This window comes from Paenibacillus sp. 3LSP, from assembly GCF_032465655.1.
GTDB classification, from domain to species: domain Bacteria; phylum Bacillota; class Bacilli; order Paenibacillales; family Paenibacillaceae; genus Fontibacillus; species Fontibacillus barengoltzii.
In genome coordinates this window covers 1-20,477 of the sequence record NZ_JAWDJI010000237.1, presented here as the reverse complement: position 1 = coordinate 20,477, position 20,477 = coordinate 1, and the positions used below count along the sequence as shown (strand labels likewise).

15 protein-coding genes are annotated in these 20,477 nt (G+C 50.3%); 13 read left to right on the top strand and 2 right to left on the bottom strand.

Annotated features, from left to right (window positions below; genetic code table 11):
- Positions 1-10 precede the first annotated feature (10 nt).
- From RW092_RS20465 to secG, 11 genes are all read left to right on the top strand, one after another.
- A complete protein-coding gene (locus tag RW092_RS20465; RefSeq protein WP_016314007.1) occupies positions 11-898 on the top strand; it encodes a carbohydrate ABC transporter permease in 888 nt (295 codons plus the stop codon).
- A 78-nt stretch (positions 899-976) separates the two neighbouring features.
- A complete protein-coding gene (locus tag RW092_RS20460) occupies positions 977-2,620 on the top strand; it encodes a type 2 periplasmic-binding domain-containing protein (protein ID WP_316011124.1) in 1,644 nt (547 codons plus the stop codon).
- A gap of 33 nt (positions 2,621-2,653) precedes the next feature.
- A complete protein-coding gene (locus RW092_RS20455; RefSeq protein WP_316011123.1) occupies positions 2,654-4,000 on the top strand; it encodes a glycoside hydrolase family 30 protein in 1,347 nt (448 codons plus the stop codon).
- 340 nt (positions 4,001-4,340) lie between these two features.
- Positions 4,341-5,390 carry a sugar-binding transcriptional regulator gene (locus RW092_RS20450; protein WP_016314004.1) on the top strand — a complete coding sequence of 350 codons (1,050 nt, stop codon included), beginning with the start codon at positions 4,341-4,343 and terminating at the stop codon, positions 5,388-5,390.
- Positions 5,391-5,460: 70 nt separating this feature from the next.
- On the top strand, positions 5,461-6,471 hold the full coding sequence (gene gap, locus RW092_RS20445; protein ID WP_028538507.1) for a type I glyceraldehyde-3-phosphate dehydrogenase: 1,011 nt from the start codon (positions 5,461-5,463) through the stop codon (positions 6,469-6,471).
- A gap of 219 nt (positions 6,472-6,690) precedes the next feature.
- Positions 6,691-7,872, top strand: a complete 1,182-nt coding sequence (locus tag RW092_RS20440; protein WP_016314002.1) for a phosphoglycerate kinase — start codon at positions 6,691-6,693, stop codon at positions 7,870-7,872.
- A gap of 119 nt (positions 7,873-7,991) precedes the next feature.
- A complete protein-coding gene (tpiA, locus tag RW092_RS20435) occupies positions 7,992-8,744 on the top strand; it encodes a triose-phosphate isomerase (protein ID WP_016314001.1) in 753 nt (250 codons plus the stop codon).
- A complete protein-coding gene (gpmI, locus tag RW092_RS20430; protein ID WP_016314000.1) occupies positions 8,745-10,292 on the top strand; it encodes a 2,3-bisphosphoglycerate-independent phosphoglycerate mutase in 1,548 nt (515 codons plus the stop codon).
- A 53-nt stretch (positions 10,293-10,345) separates the two neighbouring features.
- Positions 10,346-11,638: a phosphopyruvate hydratase gene (gene eno, locus RW092_RS20425; RefSeq protein WP_009224970.1), complete on the top strand. Its 1,293-nt coding sequence runs from the start codon at positions 10,346-10,348 to the stop codon at positions 11,636-11,638.
- 225 nt (positions 11,639-11,863) lie between these two features.
- A complete protein-coding gene (locus RW092_RS20420) occupies positions 11,864-13,540 on the top strand; it encodes a glycoside hydrolase family 13 protein (RefSeq protein WP_028538506.1) in 1,677 nt (558 codons plus the stop codon).
- A 120-nt stretch (positions 13,541-13,660) separates the two neighbouring features.
- The gene (gene secG / locus RW092_RS20415; protein ID WP_016313998.1) at positions 13,661-13,894 is read left to right on the top strand and encodes a preprotein translocase subunit SecG; all 234 of its coding nucleotides are present in this window, start codon (positions 13,661-13,663) and stop codon (positions 13,892-13,894) included.
- Between the two features lie 559 nt (positions 13,895-14,453).
- On the opposite strand, the gene RW092_RS20410 is transcribed toward secG, so the two are convergent.
- The gene (locus tag RW092_RS20410; protein ID WP_316011122.1) at positions 14,454-15,371 is read right to left on the bottom strand and encodes a transposase; all 918 of its coding nucleotides are present in this window, start codon (positions 15,369-15,371) and stop codon (positions 14,454-14,456) included.
- A 507-nt stretch (positions 15,372-15,878) separates the two neighbouring features.
- On the opposite strand from RW092_RS20410, the gene RW092_RS20405 reads away from it, so the two are divergent.
- A complete protein-coding gene (locus RW092_RS20405; protein WP_316011121.1) occupies positions 15,879-16,451 on the top strand; it encodes a GNAT family N-acetyltransferase in 573 nt (190 codons plus the stop codon).
- A 57-nt stretch (positions 16,452-16,508) separates the two neighbouring features.
- Here RW092_RS20405 and RW092_RS20400 read toward each other — a convergent pair whose 3' ends face one another.
- Complete coding sequence (locus tag RW092_RS20400) at positions 16,509-18,149, bottom strand: methyl-accepting chemotaxis protein (protein WP_316011120.1); 1,641 nt, start codon at positions 18,147-18,149, stop codon at positions 16,509-16,511.
- A gap of 237 nt (positions 18,150-18,386) precedes the next feature.
- Here RW092_RS20400 and rnr point away from each other — a divergent pair.
- Positions 18,387-20,477 (top strand): ribonuclease R (gene rnr, locus RW092_RS20395; protein ID WP_316011119.1); only part of this gene is annotated, 2,091 nt, incomplete at its 3' end.

The window sequence follows — 20,477 nt, the reverse complement described above, 5'->3', positions numbered from 1 at the left end:
AGCAGCAGCCATGAATCGAAAGGTGCTCAAACGGGATCTCGACAGCAGAATCTTTGATACGGTGAACGCGACGGTCCTGATCATATTTACGATCGTTATTGTGATTCCGCTCTGGAACGTCATTGTTTCTTCCTTTAGTTCGGGAAGAGCTCTTGCCGAAGGCGGGTTTGTCTTCTGGCCTAAGGAGTTTTCCTTGGAGAACTACCAGGCGGTGTTTCGAGACGATACGATTTGGCAGTCGTTCCTGATCTCGGTCCTCAAGACGGTGATCGGCGTTGTGACTCACGTCTTCTTCTGTGCGATGATCGGCTACGGTCTTAGCAAGAACAATGTCCGCGGTCGCAAGCTGTACGTGACGATGGGCGTTATTACGATGTTTTTCTCAGGCGGCATGATCCCGACGTACTTGCTGATTAAATCCCTGGGGCTGCTGAACAGCTTCTGGGTGTATATCATTCCGGCTTTGTTCAGTTATTACGATGTCGTGATCTTAATGAATTTCTTTCGTAACGTGCCTGATTCCCTGGAGGAATCCGCCAAAATCGACGGTGCCGGTGACTGGGGAATTTTCCTGAAAATCTTTATCCCGTTATCTATGCCGGCGATGGCGACCATCGCTCTGTTCAACGGGGTGAGTCAGTGGAACGACTTTTTGACAACCAAGCTGTACATCACAGATGAATACCTGTATCCGCTGCAAATGAAGCTGTACGAAATCATTGTGCAGTCCCAAACCCAATCGATGCAGAACATCGCGGGTTCCGTCGTGATTGAAACGACGACCAAAGGAGTTCAACTCGCAACAATTGTGATTACGACTTTGCCGATTGTTGTGATTTATCCATTATTACAAAGGTACTTCATCTCGGGCATGATGCTGGGGGCGGTGAAGGAGTAACGCATCCGCATGAAACGCTAGGCTTGATCAGCGAGTTGGACTAGCTATGCTTCTTACAAAAAAAGGAGGGTACAACGAATGCTTAAGTTGAACAAAAGTCTTGCAAGAAAAGGGATGACCGCATGCGCTGCTCTGCTCACCGCTGCGCTGATTGTTACCGGATGCGGCGGCTCCGGCGGCAGCTCGAAGGCAGCCAAAGAGGTATCGCTGGATGATCGCTATGCCTTGGACGCGAATACGCCGGCCTGGAAGCTGGATAAGAAAGAAGAGCCAACCCAGCTGACTTGGTACGTGAACGCCGATTGGTGGAATACCGATTTCGGTAATGATGTGGTCACGAAGAAGATCAAGGAAGATTTGAATATTGATATCAAATTTATTACCGGCGATGACACCAAGCTGAATACGTTTTTTGCCGGAAGCGACATGCCGGACTTGATCACCGTATTCGATTCCAATTCGGCCGTCGTGCAGAAGGCCTCTTCCTGGGCCTTACCGCTGAACGAGCTGGCGGAAAAATACGACCCTTATTTCAACAAAGTCGCTGCGCAAGATACGCTCAACTGGTTTAAGCAAGAGGACGGCAATACGTACGGTTATCCGAACTACTCTAACACTCAGGCCGATTATGACAGCGGTAACATTCCTGCGAAGACCGCCTTTGTGATTCGCAAGGACGTGTATGAAGCGCTGGGTGAGCCTAAGTTCGGTACCCCTGAGGAATTCAAAAATGTGATGCAGCAAATTAAAGACAAATTCCCGGAACTGATTCCGTTTGGATTTAACTCAATTGGCGAAGGGACGGGCTCCTTGGGGGATGTGTTCCAAGACTTCCTTGGCGTACCGCTGGAAACGGAGAACGGCGAGTTCTACAACCGCAATCTGGACGAAGATTATCTGACTTGGCTCAAAACGTTAAATGAAGTTCATAGAGCTGGCAATATCAGCGACGACAGCTTTGCTGATGACGGCCCGGCTTTTGAAGAGAAAGTGAAAGCTGGCAAATACGCCACGATGTTGCTGGACGGAACGCCGCAGCAAGGCGGTAATTTGCAAATCTTCGCCACCGCCCATCCGGATCAAGCCTACCTGGCAATCGACGGACCGCAAAGCACAGTGGGCAACACGCCGAAGCTGAACCAATCCGGGATAACCGGCTGGATGATCAGCTTTATCACGAAGCAATGTAAAGACCCGGCGAAGGCGATTCAAATTTTCACGTACCTGTTGGATGAAGAAGGCCAAATGCTGATGAACTACGGCATCGAAGGCGAGACCTATACGAAAAATGCGGACGGCACGGTCCAATTTACGCCGGAAGTGAAAGAGCTGCAGCAGAAGGATGCGGATAAATTCAAGAAGGAATACCGCATGGGTGAGTTTATGTTCTTTGGCCATGACCGCCATAAAGCGCTTAGTGCCGATGCATTCCCGGATTCGATCAAGCAAATGCAAGAGTGGGGCAAAGGGAAGCTGTACCCTCACTTCGTTCTTGAAAATATCAATCCGGATGCCGGATCTCCAGAAGCCCGCTCCTTAACCGTGATTAACACGACTTGGAACACGACGATGGTCAGCCTGATTCGCGCGAAGAGCGACGAAGAGTTCCAAAGCACGCTTAACAACTACAAGAAGTTCCTTGAGGACAACGGTTGGGATAAAATCGTGCAAATCCGTACGGAGAAAATGAAAGCCAATAAAGAGAAACTTGGCCTCAAATAACCGAGCCCATTAAAAGAAGTGGAGGGAAACAGCATGCGTGAGCTTGATATTTATTATTCCACTGGAGAACAATCCCTTTTTGTCCGTACAACAGAGGAACAACTGCGGCCGACGGATTCGGCTGCCGTGGAGGTCGAGGTCCGATTGGACGGAAGCGTCACTTATCAGACGATGGATGGGTTTGGGGCGTCTTTTACCGATTCGGCTGCCTATCTGATTCATCAGGTGCTTCCCGAAGAGCAGCGATCCATCTTGATGAAGAAGCTGTTTGACCCGGAGGAGGGCATCGGCCTATCCGTGTTGCGCAATCCGATGGGGGCCTCTGACTATGCCCGTTTCTTCTATAGCTACAACGATTTGCCTGAAGGGGAGACCGATCCGGAAATGCAGCGGTTCTCGATCGAACATGATGAAGCTGATGTCATACCGCTTCTACAAGAGGCGCTGGCTTTAAATCCGTCCATCAAGCTGTTTGGCTCCCCTTGGAGCGCACCGGGCTGGATGAAAACGAGCGGTTCCATGATCGGCGGGGAACTGAAGAAGGAGTATTACGAAGCGTACGCGAACTATTTTGTCCGTTATATCGAATCATACGCTAAGCACGGGTTGTTCATTTATGCTGTGACGCCGCAGAACGAACCGCTGTATGTGCCTGGGCATTATCCGGGGATGCTAATGACGGCTGAGATGCAGACGGATTTTGTGAAAAATTATCTGAAGCCGGCTTTTGTGAAGCATGGCTTTTCCACGAAGATTTTGGCGTATGACCATAACTGGGATCGGCCGGAGTATCCGCTCTCCGTGCTGCAGGAAGCAGGCGAAGCCGTCGATGGGGTGGCGTGGCATTGGTATGGTGGGGAAGCCTCAGCGCAAAGCCAAGTGAAGGAGGCTTTCCCGGACAAAGAGGTTCATTTCACTGAAGGCTCCGGCGGGGAATGGATTCCGGCGTTTGAACCGGCGTTCTCCAATGTCATGCGGACGGGGATTGAGATCTTGCGAAATCACAGCCAATCGCTGGTGCTTTGGAATATGGCTTTAGATGAGCAGAATGGTCCGACCGTCCCAGGCTTTGGCCGCAGCACCTGCCGCGGGATCGTAACGGTGAACCAGCAGACCCGCGAGCTCGAGTATACGCTGGACTATTATGCGCTGGCCCATTTCAGCACAGTGATCCGCCCGATGGCCGTTAGAATCGCCGCCGAGTCGGACCAGCCCTCGATTCGTTCCGTCGCTTTCCGCAATATGGACGATTCGATTGGGATTGTATTATTTAATGACGGCGAGCAGGCGTCTGACGTTCGCTTGCGTCTCCGGGGGACTGAATTGCCGAGTTTGCGGATGGAATCCAAAAGCGCATTGTCGATCCGACTGAACAATTGAACCATGGAGAAACCATAAAATGATGTAGATATTCGAAGAGGCTCTCCCATACGGGAGGGTTTTTTTTCTATGAAAATGACCGAACTTATCCCCTCATCCGCAATCTTGCGGGACACAGCTGGCCTATTTTTCGACAATTCTCTGATTCAAATGTCAGGTTCTTGCGGGATTCTTTGTGCCTAGGGGTATAACTGCTCCGAAGAAAGTAAATGATACGGACGTCAGGCTTGCAACTAAGGAGAATATTGAGTAAAATAGCAGTGGGACTTAAAAAGTTATCCCGGGACATTTTAAGGCCAGGAGATGGAGAGAGAAGACGAAGCTTGCAGGAGTGGAAAGCATGCGAAACATATTAGAGATTCAAAAGCAGCTTCTTCCTGATCTCATGGACATTCTCAAGAAAAGGTACACCATACTTCACCAGATCATGTTGTCTGATGTCATTGGCCGTAGAACCTTGGCGAATTCGCTGGACATGACGGAGCGTGTGTTGCGTGCCGAGACGGATCTCCTGAAGGCCCAAGGCCTGATAGAAATCGAGAATATAGGCATGAGAATCAGCGACGCGGGACGGCGGTTGCTAGAGGATTTGGAGCCGGTCGTCAAAGAATTGTTTGGCCTCTCCAACCTGGAGGAGACGATCCGTCAGCATTATGGGCTGCGCAAAGTAGTGATTGTACCCGGAGATTGTGAAGCCTCTCCGCTGGTGAAGCGGGAGTTGGGGCGCGCAGGCGCCAAAGCGCTGCTTAGTGTCATGCGTGGGGATGAGGTGGTTGCGGTAACCGGCGGCACGACGCTGGCGGAAGTCGCAGATCAGCTGAATCCGCCGCCTAACGTCACGATGAAGCAGAGCTGGTTCGTACCGGCACGCGGAGGTCTTGGCGAGAGCCTGGAAATCCAAGCGAACACGATAGCTTCCGGTATGGCGAAGCGCGTGGGTGCGGGGTATCGTTTGCTGCATGTCCCTGATCTGTTGGGGAAGGAAGCTTACGAGTCATTGGTACACGATCCGAATATCCAGGATATCGTGGACATGATCCGACAGGCGCGTATCGTAGTGCACGGGGTCGGAGACGCTATGGAGATGGCACGTCGGCGCAAGCTGGAGCCAAGCATGGTCGAAGAAATCCGAAGAGAAGGTGCGCTCGCGGAATCATTTGGATATTACTTTAATGAGGACGGCGTCGTCGTGCACAAAATGCTGACCTTAGGCCTGCGTCTCGAGGATATTATGCAGACCGAGACGGTGATCGGCATTGCAGGCGGCAAGAGCAAAGCGAGAGCGATCCATGCCGTATTGCGGTTTGGCCAAGAGGATATCCTAGTGACCGATGAAGCGGCGGCGCAAGAGATCGTAAGCGAGTTGATCAACGGATCCGGGGCTAAATAGGTTTACTCATGACGGGTTTTATCCGGCCTGTCTTGAATAATAAAAAATCAAACACTGGGAGGAACTATCAATGAGTGTAAAAGTAGGGATTAACGGTTTTGGACGTATTGGACGCTTGGCTTTCCGCCGCATTCAAAACGTTGAAGGTATTGAAGTCGTAGCAATCAATGACCTGACAGATGCAAAAATGTTGGCTCATTTGTTGAAATATGATACAACTCAAGGCCGCTTCGAAGGCGACATCGAAGTACACGATGGATTCTTCAAAGTTAACGGCAAAGAAGTTAAAGTTCTGGCTAACCGCAACCCTGAAGAATTGCCTTGGGGCGAGCTTGGCGTTGACATCGTTCTGGAGTGCACAGGCTTCTTCACAACGAAAGAAAAAGCTGAGCTTCACCTGAAAGGCGGCGCGAAGAAAGTTGTTATCTCCGCTCCAGCTACTGGCGACATGAAAACCATCGTTTACAACGTAAACCATGAAATCCTCGACGGTACAGAAACCGTAATCTCCGGTGCTTCTTGTACGACGAACTGCTTGGCTCCAATGGCTAAAGCACTGAATGATAAATTCGGTATCGTTGAAGGCTTGATGACAACCATCCATGCTTACACTGGCGACCAAAACACGCTGGATGCTCCGCATGCGAAAGGTGACTTCCGTCGTGCTCGCGCAGCTGCTGAGAACATCATCCCTAACACTACAGGTGCTGCAAAAGCGATCGGCCTGGTTATCCCTGAACTGCAAGGCAAATTGGACGGCGCTGCACAACGCGTACCGGTTCCAACTGGTTCCTTGACTGAGCTGGTATCCGTTCTGAAAACGAAAGTAACTGCGGACGAAGTTAACGCTGCAATGAAAGCTGCATCCGACCCTGAAACTTTCGGTTACACTGAAGACGAAATCGTATCTTCGGACATCAAAGGTATGACTTTCGGTTCCCTGTTCGACGCTACACAAACGAAAGTATTGACTGTCGGCGACCAACAACTGGTTAAAACAGTAGCTTGGTATGACAACGAAATGTCCTACACTGCTCAATTGGTTCGCACGCTGGAATACTTCGCGAAAAAAGTAAAATAAGCAGTTACCCATATTAGAGATTCATCCCAAAGAGGAGCAACCTGTTCAGGACTCCTCTTTGGTTCTTGCATGTAATACGGCATTCACACACACCCAATAAAGTTATAGATAGAGATTCGTTTCATTGCGTTTTATTTAGGAGAGGAACCAAGACAAAGCCGTAGATGCGCATTTTTTGGTCTGGGAGACCCGCGCATATCGTTTAGGAGGAACGTGGAGATGAACAAGAAAAGTGTACGTGATGTGGAAGTCACCGGCAAACGCGTGTTTGTTCGCGTAGATTTCAATGTACCGATGCAAGATGGTCAAATTACTGACGACACCCGGATTCGCGAAACGCTGCCAACAATCAAATACTTGGTTGAACAAGGCGCAAAAGTCATTCTTGCGAGCCATTTGGGCCGTCCGAAAGGCCAAGTGAACGAAGATATGCGGCTTACGCTGCCGGCAAAACGCTTGAGCGAGCTGCTTGGCAAAGAAGTAGCGAAAGTCGATGAAGCTGTTGGGGAAGCAGTGAAAGCGAAAGTCAATGCAATGAACAACGGCGACGTTCTTGTGCTTGAAAACGTACGTTTCTACCCAGGCGAAGAGAAGAACGATCCAGAACTCGCGAAACAATTCGCTGAGCTGGCTGACCTGTTCGTCAACGACGCATTTGGTGCCGCACACCGTGCGCATGCTTCGACCGAAGGAATCGCTCATTATCTGCCAGCCGTATCCGGCTTGCTGATGGAGAAAGAATTGTCCGTTCTCGGCAAAGCCTTGACGAACCCGGATCGTCCTTTCACCGCAATTATCGGCGGTTCGAAAGTAAAAGACAAGATCGACGTCATCGACAACCTGCTGAATATCGCAGACAACGTGTTGATTGGCGGCGGCTTGGCGTATACCTTCTTCAAAGCTCAAGGTTACGAAATCGGCAAATCGCTTCTGGATGATTCTAAACTCGACGTTGCTCTTGGCTTCATCGAGAAAGCGAAGAAGCTGGGTAAAAACTTCCTTCTTCCTGTCGACTGCATCGTAGCAGATGACTTCAGCCCAACCGCAAACCACAAAGCCGTGGATATCGACAGCATTCCTGCAGATTGGGAAGGCGTGGACATCGGGCCGAAGACTCGTGCGAAGTATGCTGAAATCATCAAGAACTCCAAGTTGGTCGTATGGAACGGACCGATGGGCGTGTTCGAGATGGACATTTTCGCTAACGGGACCAGAGAAGTGGCAGAAGCTTGCGCAACAACGGAAGGCTACACCATCATCGGCGGCGGGGATTCCGCAGCAGCTGCTGAGAAGTTCAATCTGGCTTCCAAAATGGACCACATCTCCACAGGCGGCGGCGCTTCCCTGGAATTCATGGAAGGCAAAGCACTTCCAGGCGTTGTAGCATTGAACGACAAGTAAGAATAAGTAGCTAGATCAAGGCTCAAAAAACGAGCTTTCAGCACTTCCGCATCACGAGATACATCGTGATCAAAGTTCGTTTTTTGAGCTACCTCTATGAAATAAAAGGAGTGGGCTCTGTGAGAACACCAATTATCGCCGGAAACTGGAAAATGTTCAAAACCGTTTCCGAAGCCAAAGCCTTCTTCGAAGCCGTAAAAGGGAAAGCGGAGGTTGCTGGCGTTGAGAGCGTTATTTGTGCTCCGTTCACGAACCTTCCGGCTTTGGTAGAAGCTGCGAAAGGCACGTCGATCAAAATCGGCGCACAAAACATGCACTTTGAAGACGAAGGAGCTTTCACCGGCGAAATCAGCGGCCGCATGCTGAAAGAGCTTGGCGTGGACTATGTGATCATCGGCCATTCCGAGCGCCGGGCATATTTCGGTGAAACCGACGAAATCGTCAACAAGAAGATCTTGGCTGCCTTCAAACATGGCTTGACCCCGATCCCTTGCGTTGGCGAGAAGCTCGAAGAGCGTGAAGCTGGCCAAACGAAAGAAGTCGTGAAAGTTCAAACCGAAGCGGCTTTGAAAGGCCTGACGGCAGAGCAAGCAGCGCAAGTGGTGATTGCGTATGAACCGATTTGGGCAATTGGTACGGGCAAATCCTCGACCGCACAAGATGCGAACGAAGTGATTTCCTACATCCGCAGCCTGGTTCAGGGGCTTTACGGTGACGACGTAGCGGCGAAAATCCGCATTCAATACGGCGGCAGCGTAAAACCGGAAAACGTGAAGGAGTATATGGGCCAAAGCGACATCGACGGCGCTCTTGTCGGCGGTGCCAGCCTGCAGCCAGAATCGTACATCCAGCTCGTTGAGGGGGCGAAATAAATGACGGCTCCAAGACCAGTAGCTCTGATCATCATGGACGGATTCGGACTTCGCGACAAAGTGGAAGGCAACGCGGTTGCCCAAGCGAAGAAGCCGAACTATGACCGTTATTTGAAGCAATATCCGAACACTACGCTGACAGCCAGCGGGGAAGCCGTTGGTTTGCCAGAAGGGCAAATGGGGAACTCCGAAGTAGGTCACTTGAACATCGGCGCCGGCCGGATTGTTTACCAAGACTTGACTCGGATCTCCAAATCGATTCGCGAAGGGGAATTCTTCAAGAACGAAACGCTGGTAGATGCGGTGCGCAGCGCGAAATCGAAGGGCAAGAAGCTGCATCTGTACGGCCTTCTGTCCGACGGCGGCGTTCACAGCCACATCGAGCACATGTTCGCGATGCTGGAACTGGCGAAGAAGGAAGAAATGCACGAAGTTTATGTGCATGCATTCCTGGACGGCCGCGACGTTGCTCCAGACAGCGCTAAAGGCTTCCTCGAGCAATTGATCGCTAAGATGAACGAGCTTGGCGTAGGCAAGATTGCCACCGTCCAAGGCCGTTACTATGCGATGGACCGCGACAAACGTTGGGACCGCGTCGAGAAATCGTACCGGGCCATGGTTTATGCGGAAGGTCCAAAATATACTGATCCGATTAAAGCCGTAACGGAATCGTACGAGAAATCGGTCTATGACGAATTCGTGATGCCAACTGTCATTGTGGATGACAAAGGCGAGCCGATCGCACAAGTTGAGAGCGGCGACTCCGTTGTGTTCTTGAACTTCCGTCCAGACCGTGCGATCCAGCTGTCCAACGTATTTACGAACAAAGATTTCCAAGGCTTCGATCGCGGCCCTAAATTCCCGACAGACCTGCATTTCGTCTGCTTGACGCTGTTTGCAGAAACGGTGAATGGGTACGTTGCGTACAAGCCGAAGGATCTCGACAATACGTTTGGCGAAGTGTTAGCTCAACATGGGAAGAAACAACTGCGGATTGCGGAAACGGAAAAATATCCGCACGTCACCTTCTTCTTCAGCGGCGGACGCGATGTAGAGCTGCCAGGCGAAAAACGCGTGCTCATTAACTCTCCGAAAGTCGCAACTTACGACCTGAAACCGGAAATGAGCGCTTATGAAGTTGCTGAAGCTTGCGTGAAGGAAATTGAATCCGATGTACACGATGCGATCATCCTGAACTTCGCAAACCCAGATATGGTTGGTCACTCCGGTAAAATGGAACCGACGATCAAAGCGGTTGAAGTGACGGACGAGTGCGTAGGTAAAGTCGTAGACGCGGTCAAAGCCAAAGGCGGAGTGGTTGTCATTATTGCTGACCACGGGAATGCGGATATGGAAATCGACGATGAAGGTCGTCCGTATACGGCGCACACCACGAATCCGGTACCGTTTATCGTAACCGACGAGAACGTAGTGCTTCGCGATAAAGGCATCCTCGCCGACGTAGCTCCAACGCTGCTCGACCTGATGGGCTTGCCGAAGCCGCCGGAAATGACCGGTCAATCGATGATTGCCAGCCGCAAGGCGTAAGAACATAGATCACCATTTGAATGGAATAACTACTTAAAAAGGAGACTGTAAACATGACGATTATTTCTGACGTATACGCTCGCGAAGTCCTGGACTCCCGCGGGAACCCAACTGTTGAAGTTGAAGTTTATCTTGAATCCGGCGCTATGGGCCGCGCTATCGTACCTTCCGGTGCATCCACAGGTGCGCACGAAGCTGTAGAGCTTCGCGATGACGACAAAACTCGTTACCTGGGCAAAGGCGTACTGAACGCTGTTAAGAACGTTAACGAGATCATCGCTCCTGAAGTGATTGGCATGGACGCGCTGGACCAAGTCGGCATCGACAAATTGATGATCGAATTGGACGGCACGCCAAACAAAGGTAAACTGGGCGCTAACGCGATCCTGGCCGTTTCCATGGCAGTAGCTCGCGCAGCAGCTGATGCATTGGATCTGCCGCTGTACGCTTACCTGGGCGGATTTAACGCGAAGCAGCTTCCAGTTCCGATGATGAACATCGTGAACGGCGGCGCGCATGCGGACAACAACGTAGACGTACAAGAGTTCATGATCCTGCCAGTAGGTGCTCCTTCCTTTAGAGAAGCGCTCCGTACAGGTGCTGAAATCTTCCACAACCTGAAATCCGTTCTGAAAGCTAAAGGCCTGAACACGGCTGTAGGCGATGAAGGCGGCTTTGCACCAAACTTCTCTTCCAACGAAGACGCATTGTCCTCGATCATGGAAGCTATTACGAAAGCTGGCTATACTCCAGGTAAAGACGTATTCCTGGGTATGGACGTTGCTTCCACTGAGTTCTACAAAGACGGTAAATACCATCTGGAAGGCGAAGGCAAATCCTTTACTTCCGCTGAATTTGTGGACCTGCTCGCTTCTTGGGTTGAAAAATACCCGATCATCACAATCGAAGACGGCTGCGCTGAGGACGATTGGGAAGGTTGGAAATTGCTCACTGAGAAATTGGGCAGCAAAATTCAACTCGTCGGTGACGACCTGTTCGTAACCAACACCGAACGTTTGTATAAAGGTATCAAAGAGGGTATCGGTAACTCGATCCTGATCAAAGTAAACCAAATCGGTACGTTGACCGAAACGTTCGACGCTATCGAAATGGCAAAACGCGCTGGTTACACTGCGGTTGTATCCCACCGTTCCGGTGAATCCGAAGACAGCACGATTGCCGATATCGCTGTAGCAACAAACGCTGGCCAAATCAAAACCGGTGCTCCGTCCCGTACGGACCGTATCGCGAAATACAACCAATTGCTTCGCATCGAAGATCAATTGGCAGACTTGGCTCAATACAACGGCCTGAAATCCTTCTACAACCTGAAAGCTCATCGTTAAGAAGGACAGCCGGATGATGATTCCGGCCTGACGCAAAGCCCCTGCTTGGATTTACAAGCAGGGGCTTTGAACGTTAGAGATCCTTTTTGCGCATTGTCATTGACAAGTTGGCAGGACGGTAATATAGTTGAAAGTAAACGTTTACGTTGTGAAGTCATTGGATAGATAGAAAAAATGAGTGGTAAAAACTAGGCTGAATCTAAGGGTAGATGGAGGAGAAGCATTGTGGACAAGAAATGGTGGAAAGAAAGCGTCGTTTATCAAATTTATCCTCGCAGCTTTATGGATAGTAACGGGGATGGGGTCGGCGATTTGCGCGGGATCATCTCGAAGTTGGATTATTTGAAGTTCTTGGGCGTGGATGTAGTCTGGCTTTGCCCAGTTTACGAGTCGCCGAATGACGATAATGGGTACGATATCAGCAATTATCAATCGATCATGGATGAGTTCGGAACTATGGAAGACTGGGAGGAGCTGCTGGAAGGGCTGCATGCACGGGGCATGAAGCTGATCATGGACTTGGTTGTGAACCACAGCTCAGACGAACATCACTGGTTCGTGGAATCGCGTAAATCGAAGGATAATCCGTATCGGGATTACTATATCTGGCGTCCTGGCAAAGATGGGCAAGCACCAAATGACTGGGGATCCTTTTTCAGCGGATCGGCTTGGGAGTACGATGAAGCTTCCGATGAATACTATCTGCATATGTTCTCGAAGAAGCAACCGGATCTCAACTGGGAAAACCCGAAGGTGCGTCGTGAGGTCTACGATATGATGACCTGGTGGCTGGATAAGGGCATTGATGGATTCCGTATGGACGTTATCAATCTGATCTCCAAACCGGAGGGATTGCCAAACCATGCGGACGGAGGGAATTGCATTAACGGCCCGAGGGTTCATGAGTTTCTGCAAGAAATGAACCGTGAGGTGTTGTCTAAATACGATATTATGACGGTAGGTGAGACGGTGGACGTCACGCCGGAAGATGCAATCTTATTCGCTGGGACGGATCGGAATGAACTCAACATGGTGTTCCAGTTTGAACTGATGGGCATCGATTCGGGCCCGGATGGCAAGTGGTGGGCCAAACCATGGACACTGGTTGATCTCAAGCAAATCCTCTCGAAGTGGCAGACCATGTTGGATGGGAGAGCGTGGAACAGCATTTATATGAACAACCACGACCAGCCACGCCTGGTATCGCGTTTCGGTAATGACCGCGAATACCATAATGTGTCGGCTAAAATGCTGGCTACACTCCTGCATACGCTGCAAGGGACACCATACATTTATCAAGGCGAAGAAATTGGCATGACCAACGTACGATTTGAGACGATCGACGAATACCGCGATATCGAGACGTTGAATATGTACCAAGAGTACTTGGAGAAGGGGTACTCCACAGAACAGATCATGGAGGGGATCTATGCCAAGGGCCGGGATAATGCCCGTACGCCAATGCAATGGAAGGGCGACAGTCCGCATGCCGGTTTTACGACAGGAACGCCATGGCTGGCGGTTAACCCGAACTATCAGGAAATCAATGTGGAACGTGCGCTTGCGGACGACAACTCGATTTTCCACTATTACCGTCGATTAATTCAGTTGCGTAAACAGCATGAGGTGATCGTATACGGACGTTACGAGCTGCTGAATCCGGAAGATCAGCAGGTATATGCGTATACTCGCACGCTTGGAGAAGAACGGCTGTTGGTTGTCTTGAATTTTTACGATAAACCGGCCCACTTCACTTGGACGACAGATGAAGCCGTTGCCATGAGCATCGATGAGGTGAAGTCCGCAGAACTCTTGATTGCTAACTATGACGTGCCTGCGGGAGAAGACGTGCGGCAGCTCGATTTACGGCCGTATGAAGCACGGGTGTATAAACTCAGCTAATCTAAGGGAAAACGGTTGTTTTCCCAGAATTGCTATGGTACAATAATAATGCTGTTTTTGTATCTAAATTTCTGAGCAATGGTATAGATGAAAGATGTTCTCACTTAGGAGGTGGATTGAATGGATATTTTGTTGAAGGTATTGCTCGTTATTTTCTCGATCGGTTTGATCGCAGTCGTGTTGCTGCAGAAAGGGAAGAGCGCGGGTCTTTCCGGTGCCATCTCCGGGGGTGCTGAACATCTTTTCGGAAAAACGAAAGCGCGCGGCATGGAGCTCGTTCTCGAACGAGTCACGGTCGGATTGGCGGTTGGCTTCTTCATCTTGTCGATCGTCGTGGCTATCGTACTAGACTAGGCAAATCAAACTTTGTGTCAGGCAAGCCCTCGTCTCTTTTGGGAGATGGGGGCTTTTTAGTTGTGCTCTCACGGGAATATAGGGTCTCTGTCCGCTTCCCTTAAGGAATATCCCGTTGCGTCAGAACGTCTGTGCGCATAAATAACATAACGCCTCAAATATGCCTCATACGTGCTTCAAATATACTTCATACATGCTTCATACGCGTTCCATACACAGCCTCATACACGTTCCATACGCAGCTTTATGCCGTCCATATGGAGCCTTCATACACGTTCCATACACAGCTTCATATACGCTTCATACGCGCCTCATCCCGCATACCCGTCTCATACATACGTTTCACCCTTCATACTCACCCATAACTCCAAGTCGCTCCTACTAACCCCTAAATAACCAACCTGTAGATAAATCCCTGAATAGCCTCTTAATAGCCACAAGATAGCCCCAAGGTAGTAACACACGATAGACCTCGATAGACCCCGATAGACCCCGATAGACCCCGATAGACCCCGATAGCACCTCATTGGCCCATTTCCTGAACGTTCTGGTGCTTCGATTAAGCGGCAGCATTAATCGCCATGAAATGATTCTGATGATGGGCGATCAATTTGCGGTAAGGGATCGCTGGAATGGATACGCACATCTGCAGCAAGCTCTGACGCATTGCTTCCTCGGAAAAGGACATGCGAAGGTAACGGCGGACGGTGTACTCATTCAAATAGGCTTGCAAGTGAGTTAGCCCCAAGGCAACATACGTGCGCTTCAGCGAATTCCACGCCGCTCTAACTTCTTTGCGCAAAGGCAAATACAGTCGAAATGCCAAAGGGAATGACTGAACGGTGGAGGTCGGGACATCGACATGCTTATGGATGAACGCGGCGACATCGTGCTTGTTGGCTCGTTGTCCGTCTCCTCTTTTATGTGAAATCAATTGGATCTTTACTCGCTCCGGCTCGCCAGATTCCGTGACCGTGCATCCGGCGACAACCGGGGTGGCATAAGGCTGAGCAGCCGGATGATAGCGTAACGAATCATACGCATATTGATCGCAGTTGACCTTCACGTCTCCAGAAAGGAGTTGCTGGGCATCGCATTCGCTGAGGGTGTGACGGATTTTGTGCAGCATGAGCCAGGCGGTCTTGTAGGTCACTTCAATGATCTGACTCAGCCGCAGCGCTGAGATGCCATCGGGAAGCAGGAATAACTCGAGGGCACGAAACCACTTTACCAGGGGCAGATGGGTTCTTTCAAAAATTGTACCAACCAAAGGCGACGCTTGATAGCCGCATCGTCCACACTCGAACAAAGGAAGTCGGCGGGAGGACAGGCGGATGCACTCCGTATAAGCACAACGCGGGCAAACGAAGCCGTTTGGCCACTTCATCGAAATAATCGCCTCAATGCAATCTGCCTCACTTTGAAAACGGCTGCTGATTGATGAAGGCCCCGAAATCGTATTCATACCTAACTCCATTCCTGCTCCCTCCAATTCAAACAACATTAAACCAACGTACGAACGTACATTCCTTTTCCTTCATTATACCAAACGTATGTTCCTATATCAAGAATTAAATTCCATTTTTAACCTAATTCTCTATTTAGCTCTCAGATGATCACCATTCCATATAGGTTGATATCCTCGTAAAACATCCCATCTGAACCAAAGGGATAATCAGTTAAAGAGGGGGAGGAATGGGATAAGGGTGGACTTGATGACAGCGAAAAATGTAAATAAAGAGGGAGATCCGTATTGCTTCAACAAAGAACTGACCGACAACGACAAAAGTATAAGCGCCCGAATGATACCGTTGCACGCCGTGAAGACACGGTAAGAGAACCTTGTTTTTAGTTATGAAAGAAAAGTGTAACAATATTGAAAGGAATTATTTAGTAATATATGTTAGATTATGTAGGATTTTCGTGGTTCAATATTCGTTAAAATATTACAATTTTGGTACATGCAATGAGAGGAGGAAGGAATTTGTACAAGCTAGTGGAAACGCTGGAGGAAGGAACCTTGTTTCACTCGATTTGGATGGAGGCCTGGATGGAAAAAGGCTTTGAGCCGGAGTTTGCTGAGAACGTCTTAGGTCGTTGTCTCGTCTATGACGAGGCGGGGGTACCGGCGGGCACCGTAGAGTTTAAACCCTATGTCCCGAAATCGGACGGGCTGTTAAATCAATTGGCGCCATTTGACGATCATCCGGCTGTCCTATGCTCTGGGCCAGGGGAGATTGCTGAGGTGGATAAAGTCGCGTTGCTGAAGCAGTATCGCGGCCGCAACCTGAACCGATTGCTAGCAACGATCGTGTTGTTTGCTGAGCAGAACGGGATTCGCCATTACGTCACCTTGCTTGAGCCCACCTTGTTCCGAGCACTTCGGATCTCTTTTCATGTACCATTGACCCAGGTCGGGGAACGCCAATTCTATAAAGGGGATGACGTCATACCGGCCATTATTCATGCCTCAGAGTTTTATGAGCACCCAGAGCGGTTTGACTGGTATTTAGAAACGATCAAGTCCATGAATATGAATACGGTCTTATCTACATAATCCATATAAAAAGAAAAGGCTTGCCTAAGAGGCAAGCCTTTTTTTGCGTGTTGTTTGCTAGCCTACTGAAACAGGTTCTTTGGCAGGTTCCGCCGAAACGGAAACCTGCTCAGCTTGATTCGTCTTCACTTCTGGGGCTGCCGAATTCGAAGTAGGTTTGCTTCCTCCTGAAGAGGAACCGGACGGCACCGTTGGTGGTTGAGGAGTGCTCTCCTGTGTCGTAACCCCTGCGGCCGTGGTTGATAGGGTGAGAATCAAGTTGTCGAGATCTTGATAGTGTCTTACAATCTCGTGAATTTTGCTGTCTTGCGCTTCGATGCCAGCTAGGATTTGCTGAGCGGCACTCATATTGTGCTCGGTGCTCTCGGCAATCTCCATTACTTCCGTCATAATGCTGGTATACCGGTCCTGCATCTGCCGTACCGAGCGATCGACTTCACCCGATTGTTCATTCACTGTGCGGGCATTGTCAGACACTTTGCCCATGTAGCTTTGGACTTCTTGGGCTTCTTCCTGTCCGGAATGAACCGCTGTGGAGCCGAGGGTGATCTGTTCAGCAACGTTGTTGATTTGCCCAATGACGTCTGCCAGAATATCGTTAATCCGCTGGGTGGCTTGCTGTGAGTTCTCTGCCAGTTTGCGAATTTCTGAGGAGACCACCGCAAAGCCTTTGCCATGCTCTCCGGCATGAGCCGCTTCAATCGCAGCGTTCATCGCCAGCAGGTTCGTTTGGGCAGAGATGCCATGGATTGTATCAACAATTTGGCTGACTTGTTCGTTTTGATCCCGAAGCTTCTGCATTTGGGCGACGGTGTCGTTAATGATCTGCTGCAGATGCTGTATATGTGCGGATAAGGCGTTCATCTTCGCCCCGGCGGCTTCCGTATTATTCAGCATGTCCGTGGATAACTCTTGAAGACGGGCCGAGATCTCGGCGGTGACCTCTACGGCTCCCCCAACCTCCTGCACCGATTGAGTCGTAGATTGTAACCCCAGTGTCTGCCGTTCCAAGGTTGAAGAGACGCTGCCAAAGGTCGTTGTAATTTCTTTGGAGATGGAACCTGTGACGGTTACGTTCTCCCGCAGCTGAGTGCTCAGACGCCCCAGCACATCTAGTGAAGCTTGCAGTTTCGAAAGCAGCTCGTCACTGCGGCGTTTTGCCTCCATCGTATCCTTCTGTTGAGTTAATACATCCTTCTGCAGACGTTCACTGAACCGGGCAGCAAAAGCCAGAGCAACGGTCAGGAACGCCAGGAACAGCAGCAAGTAGCTCAGCGACTCGCGGGGGAATAATTTATCGTGGTAGAAGGGAACATTGAAAAAATAAATGGTAATCCCCATCCCCAAAACACCAGACAAAATGATCGGTTTGTAGTTCGAATACAACGTCATGATGCCGATACACACGTAGACGAGCAAATACGTGCTGATGATCGGATCGGGATCTTGATAGATCAGCAGAAAAGTCAATAATGAGGTAATTACGGGAATGACAAACATGACGTAGCGGGTTCCTTTGTTGGCGTAAGTCATGTAGGTTGCGATGGAGCAACAAATTCCGCCGACGATGATCAAGGTCAATAAAACTTTATTGTCCACCTGAATCATAATGTCGGTTAGGACGCCGAGTGCGACCATACCCCATATAATTTTGACGAATAACTTATTGCGTCGTTGCAGAATTTGATTATTCTCCATACCCTCTCCCTCTCCTAATTCGTGGAATTCCTACTTTATAATGTCGGTTGCTTTTTCATAAAAATGAAGGCTCTTTCATGAAATTCAAGCGATTTCATCCATTCCCGGGCGAAAACGGATGCCAAACCCGAATTTCGTGTATACTAGGGGATATACACCGCGAGGAAGATCATGGAAACATCATGCAAAATAACACCCCGGCCCCTGCGGGACGAGCCGGGTTTGAGGTGAAATCATTTGAAAGTAATTACGGAAGAAGATTTGCTCGCTTTTATGCGGGAAAATGCATATAAACCGATGACGTATCAGGAGTTGGAGGAGCATTTTGGGATCACCGATGCTGCCGATTTCAAGGAATTCCTGAAAATGCTCAACCGGTTAGAGCAAAATGGACAAATTATTCTTACTCGCACTCATCGCTATGGGGTTCCGGAACGCATGGACTTGGTGCGCGGGCGTTTGCAAGCCCATCCCAAGGGCTTTGCGTTTCTGATCCCGGAGGATCGTGACCATCCGGACGTCTATATTCATGCCAATGATTTGAAGAGTGCGATGAACGGCGATACGGTGCTGGTGCGCGTCAGCTCCAAGAGCGCGGCCGGCGGCAAGCTGGAAGGTGAGGTTGTACGCATTGTACATCGGGCCATTACGCAGGTGGTGGGCGTCTTCCAGAACAATGAGTCGTTTGGTTTTGTGATTCCAGACGATAAACGGATTAATAAGGATCTGTTCATCCCGCGGGAAGGCTTTGGCGGTGCAGTTGATGGCGAGAAAGTCGTGGCTGAAATCGTAGAGTATCCCGAGGGACGGTCTGCGGCGGTTGGGCGGGTCATCGAGATTTTAGGGCATAAGGACGATCCGGGCGTTGATATTTTGTCGATCATCCGCAAGCATCAGTTGCCGGAAGCTTTTCCGGATGACGTGATGGCGGAAGCGCAGGAAGTTCCCGACGTGATCGATGAGGCGGAGATCATTCGTCAAGGCCGGCGGGACTTACGCGACAAAGTGATCGTGACGATCGACGGTGAGGATGCGAAGGACCTGGATGACGCCGTAAACGTTGAGCGTCTGCCCAACGGGAATATTAAGCTGGGCGTCCATATCGCGGACGTTGGGTATTATGTGCGAGAGAATTCAAAGCTCGATCAGGAAGCTTATAACCGCGGCTGCAGCGTATACTTGGTGGACCGCGTTATTCCGATGCTGCCGCACCGCTTGTCCAATGGGATCTGTTCGTTGAATCCGCAAGTGGATCGGTTCACGTTGTCTTGTGAAATGGAGTTTAACGAGATGATGAAGGTCGTGAAGCACGATATTTTCACCAGCGTGATCCGTACGAAGGAGCGAATGACTTACACGAACGTGCGCAAGATTCTGGAGGAGGAAGATCCAGAAGTTACGGAACGGTATGCGGATCTCGTGGATACGTTCAAATTGATGAAGGAGTTGGCGCTGAAGCTGCGGGCAAACCGCATGCGGCGCGGGGCGGTCGACTTCGACTTCGTGGAATCGAAGGTGATCGTGGATGAGAACGGCAAGCCGGTGGATATCGTGAAGCGCGAGCGTTCGATCGCGGAACAGATCATCGAGGAGTTCATGCTGGCCGCGAACGAAACAGTGGCGGAGCATTTTTATTGGCTGAAAGTTCCGTTTATTTATCGGATCCATGAGGATCCGGATCAAGAGAAGTTAATGAATTTCCTGGCGTTCGTCGCTAACTTCGGTTATACGGTCAAAGGCGGCAAGGGCAATAAGGTGCATCCGCGTGCGCTGCAAACACTGCTCGAGGATATTCAGGGAACGAAGGAGCAGACGGTGATCAGCACGATGATGCTGCGTTCCATGAAGCAGGCGAAGTATGATGCGGAAAGCACCGGGCATTTCGGGCTGGCGGCGGAGTTCTATACGCACTTCACCTCGCCGATCCGGCGGTATCCGGACTTGGTCATCCACCGGGTCATCCGCGAGGTGATTGAGAGCGGCGGGACGCTAAGCGAAGCGCGGATGGAGTATTTGGCCAGCCGCATGCAGGACATTGCGCAGCAGTCGTCTGAGCGGGAGCGCGTCGCCGTGGAGGCGGAGCGCGATACGGAACAGCTCAAGAAAGCGGAGTTCATGCTGGACAAGGTCGGGGAGGAATTCACCGGCATTATCAGCAGTGTAACGAGCTTTGGTATGTTCGTCGAGCTGGAGAACACGGTGGAAGGGCTGATCCGGCTTAGTGCGATGACGGATGACTATTATCATTTCCACGAGCAGCATATGGCGCTGATCGGGGAACGGACAGGTGGAGCCCGAGGACAAGGACAAAAAATAGCCGGCGGTGCG